Origin of the sequence: Mesorhizobium sp. M4A.F.Ca.ET.050.02.1.1 (assembly GCF_003997725.1) — a bacterium.
Classification (GTDB): Bacteria; Pseudomonadota; Alphaproteobacteria; order Rhizobiales; family Rhizobiaceae; genus Mesorhizobium.
On record NZ_RZSG01000525.1, the window covers coordinates 1 to 4,215 of the forward strand.

Here is a 4,215-nt window from a genome sequence, read left to right on the forward strand (position 1 = left end):
CGCGCTGGCGGCGGACACCGACGGCATCGACGGCTCGGAGGACAATGCCGGCGCCTTCGCCGCCAGCGCGTGAATGCCGTCCAGGCCGCCAATGGCGATCGCAAAGGCGAGCAGGAATTCGGAATTGCGGCCGCCCTTGCCCTTTGCCCGTAGCGTCACCGTCGTCTCGCCGCCCGACAGGATCAGCACCGGCTTGGCGAACGGGCGGTCGCGCGTCGCTACCTCGCGCGCGATGGCGGCGTGGACGCCGCCGACCTCGCGCGCCTCGCCCTCGATGGAATCGGACAGGATGACGGCTTCAATTCCCTGCCGCTTTGCCTCGGCGGCGGCGGCTTCCAGCGACACGCCGGCCGACGCGATCAGATGCACTTCATTGCCGGCGAAGACCGGATCGTCCGGACGCGGCGCATCGGCGGTCGGCGAATTGATGTGCGCCATGACTGCTGCCGGCAGCTCCATGCCGTAGGCTGATATCGATGCCAGCGCATCCTCGCGGCTGCCGGTGTCGGGAACCGTCGGGCCGGATGCGACCAGGGCCGGATTGTCGCCGGGGATGTCGGAGACGACCAGCGACACCACTTTGGCCGGATGCGCCGCCGCCGCCAGCCGGCCGCCCTTGATGGTGGAGACATGCTTGCGGATCGTGTTCATCGCCGCGATCGGCGCGCCGGAGGCAAGCAGCGCCTCGTTGACGGCGATCTCGTCGGCCAGGGCCAGGCCCGGAGCGGGCGAGGGCAGCAGCGCCGAGCCGCCGCCGGAGATCAGCGCCACAACAAGATCGTCCGCCGTCAGCCCGCGCACCTTCTCCAGCAGCCGGCGCGAGGCCTCGAGCCCGGCCGCATCCGGCACCGGATGCGCCGCCTCGATGATCTCGATGCGCTCGCACTTCGCGCCATAGCCGTAGCGGGTGACGACCAGTCCCTCGATCGGGCCGTCCCAAACCTTTTCGAAGGCAGCTGCCATCTGCGCCGAGCCCTTGCCGGCGCCGATGACGATGGTGCGGCCCTTCGGCCTTGCCGGCAGATGGTCGCGGATCGTCTTTTCCGGATCGGCGGCGGCGACCGCGGCGTTGAAGATCGACGTCAGGAAGGATTTTGGGTCTGTCATTGTGCTTCCGGCGCCAGGGCCAATTGTTTGCGGTCGGCGCCCAGATGCGCGCACAGCGCGTCGACCACCACGCCGTGATCCTCACGCTCCGGCAGGCCCGAAACGGCAATCACGCCGATCACGCCCGCGCCCTTGACGGTGACCGGAAAGCCGCCGCCGGCCAGCACATAGTCGGCGACATCCAGCCCCTCGCCGACCTTGAAGGTGCGGTCGGGGCGCTGCTGCTCCAGCACCATGCGGTAGGTGCTTTTCAGGAACCGCTTCACCACATTGATCTTGCGTCGCGCCCAGTCGGGATTGGAGGCGTTCGAACCCGGCATCGCGGCGTAGAACAGCGGCCGGTCGAAGGTCCTGATGTCGACGATGATCGGCAGGTTCTCGGCCAGCGCGCGCTTGCGGATCGCCGCGCCGACCTCGAAGGCGACGGCCTCGTCGAAGCCGGGGAAGACCAGCGTGGCCTCCTGTTTCTTGATCAGAGCGATGTCGTCGGCAACGGCCATGTCGTTCCCCTGTCAATGTCGCCGCACGCTTTGGCCGATGGTTGCCGTGGGGTCAAGCCGGAATGCTAGATCGCGATCGTGCTCTTGGCCGGCCGGCCAGCGACATAGACCTCGCGCACGGCGCGGTCGTCGCCCAGCGTCTGCAGGAGAAACAGTTCCTCGGCCAGCGTGCCGACCGTTTCCATCCTCAGCCGCATCGCCGGCGTGACGCGCGCGTCGAGCACGACGATGTCGGCATCGGTGCCAGCCTCGAGTGTGCCGACCTTGTCGGCGACCGACAGCGCCTCGGCATTGCCGCGCGTCAATTGCCAGAAGGACTGGAACGGGTTGAGCTTCTCCCCGTTCAGCGCGATCACCTTGTAGCCCTCGTCCATGGTGCGCAGCATCGAGTAGTTGGTGCCGCCGCCGACGTCGGTGGCGGCCGCGATTCTGAGGGCCCTGTCACGCCTGCGGTAGCGCTGATAGTCGAACAGGCCGGAGCCGAGGAACAGGTTCGAGGTCGGGCAGAACACCGCCACCGAGCCGGTGCTCGACAGCGCATCCGCCTCGCGTTCGGAGAGATGGATGCAGTGGCCGAACAGGCTCTTTTGCCCCAAGAGCCCGTACCGCTCATAGACGTCGGTATAGTCGCGCGACCAGGGATAGAGCTCCTGCGTGAAGGCGATCTCGGCATGGTTTTCCGAGAGATGCGTCTGCATGTGGAGATCGGGATGCTCGCGGCAGAGCGTACCGGCCATCTCCATCTGCTCGGGCGTGGAGGTGATGGCGAAGCGAGGGGTGATGGAATAGAGCTGGCGGCCCTTGCCGTGCCATTCCGCAATCAGCGCCTTGCTGTCGTCATAGCCCGATTGCGACGTGTCGAGCAGGCCGTCCGGCGCGTTGCGGTCCATCATCACCTTGCCGGCGATGTTGAGCATGTTGCGGTCATGCGACTCGGCGAAGAAGGCCTCGGCCGACGCCTTGTGCACCGAGCAATAGGCGGCGACCGTCGTCGTGCCATGCCGCACCATCTCGTCGAGGAACAGTCTCGCGATGCGGCGGCCGTGCTGGGCGTCGCGGAATTTCGTCTCCTCGGGAAAGGTGTATTTGTTTAGCCAGTCGAGCAACTCGGCGCCGTAGGAGGCGATGATCTGCATCTGCGGGAAATGCACATGCGCGTCGATGAAGCCCGGCAGGATGAGATGCGGGCGATGGTCGATCCGTCTTGCCCCGTCGCCGGCCTGCTTCTCGATATCGGCATAGGCGCCTGAGGCGACGATCCGGCCGTCGCTGATCAGCAGGCCGCCATCCTCCTCGTAGCGCCAGGCGGAATGGTCGTCGATCGTTTCCGGCCAGCGCAGGAAGGTCAGCGTGCGGCCGCGCAGAAGGGTGGAGGTCATGCTACTTTCCCTGGCCTTCGAACCAGGCGACCAGCAGCGCCCGCTCCTTGTCGCTGATCTGGGTGACATTGGCTGGCGGCATGGCGTGGCTGCGTCCGGCCTGCAGGTAGATCTCGCGCGCATGCTCGGCGATGCGCGCGTCGGTGTCGAGCATCACGCCCTTCGGGGCATGGTAAATGCCCTCATAGACCGGCTCCTCGGCATGGCACATCGAGCAGCGGCCAAGCACCGTGTCGCGCACGGCCTGGAAATGCGCCGAGGCGATAAAGGTCTCGGCCGCGGCGGAAGCCTTGGGCTCGCCGGTCAGGACCTTCGGCACGGTCGACAGCCAGATGATGATGACGAACAGCACGGCGGCGCCGAGCCACGTCCAGGTCGGGTTGCCCTTGCGGGCATGGACGGTGTTGAAATAGTGTCGGATAAGCACGCCGATGATGAACACCAGTGAGGCGATCACCCAGTTGAACTCGGTGCCGAACGCCAGCGGATAGTGGTTCGACAGCATCAGGAACAGCACCGGCAGCGTCAGGTAGTTGTTGTGCAGCGAGCGCTGTTTGGCGATCTTGCCGTATTTCGGGTCCGGCTTGCGGCCGGCGATCAGGTCGGCGACGACGATCTTCTGGTTGGGGATGATGACCATGAAGACGTTGGCCGACATGATCGTGGCGGTGATGGCACCGAGATGCAGGAAGGCGGCGCGGCCGGTGAAGAGATGCGTCAATCCCCAGGCGATGAACACCAGCACGCCATAAAGCACCAGCATCAGCCCTGTGTCGCTCTTGCCCAGCGCCGAGCGGCAAAGCAGGTCGTAGACCACCCAGCCGACACCGATCGTCGCCAGCGACAGCAGGATGCCGACCGGCACCGACATCGGCAGCACATTGGGATCGATCAGGAACAGGTCGGCGCCGGCATAGTAGACCACGCACAGCATGGCGAAGCCCGACAGCCAGGTGGCATAGGACTCCCATTTGAACCAGGTCAGGTGCTCCGGCATCTCGGCCGGCGCCACCAGATATTTCTGGATGTGGTAGAAGCCGCCGCCATGCACCTGCCATTCCTCGCCGAAGGCGCCGACTGGCAGGCCGGGGCGCTGGCGCAGCCCGAGGTCGAGCGCGACGAAATAGAAGGACGAGCCGATCCAGGCGATGCCGGTGATGACATGCAGCCAGCGGACGGCGAAGCTCAGCCAGTCCCAGAAAATCGCGAAATCCAGCATCGTGTTGCCC

Annotated in this window: 4 protein-coding genes; all 4 read right to left on the reverse strand. The window is 66.0% G+C overall.

Going from position 1 to position 4,215, the window contains the following annotated elements:
• A partial coding sequence (locus EOA33_RS39275; protein ID WP_190234377.1) for a glycerate kinase occupies positions 1-1,107 on the reverse strand: 1,107 nt, incomplete at its 3' end.
• Positions 1,104-1,607, reverse strand: coding sequence for a heme-degrading domain-containing protein (locus EOA33_RS26075; RefSeq protein ID WP_127406950.1), 504 nt, complete (start codon positions 1,605-1,607; stop codon positions 1,104-1,106). The genes EOA33_RS26075 and EOA33_RS39275, both read right to left, overlap by 4 nt.
• Positions 1,608-1,672: 65 nt before the next feature.
• The gene (guaD, locus tag EOA33_RS26080; protein ID WP_127406951.1) at positions 1,673-2,986 is read right to left on the reverse strand and encodes a guanine deaminase; all 1,314 of its coding nucleotides are present in this window, start codon (positions 2,984-2,986) and stop codon (positions 1,673-1,675) included.
• 1 nt (position 2,987) lies between these two features.
• A complete protein-coding gene (locus EOA33_RS26085) occupies positions 2,988-4,205 on the reverse strand; it encodes a urate hydroxylase PuuD (RefSeq protein WP_126056978.1) in 1,218 nt (405 codons plus the stop codon).
• Positions 4,206-4,215 lie beyond the last annotated feature (10 nt).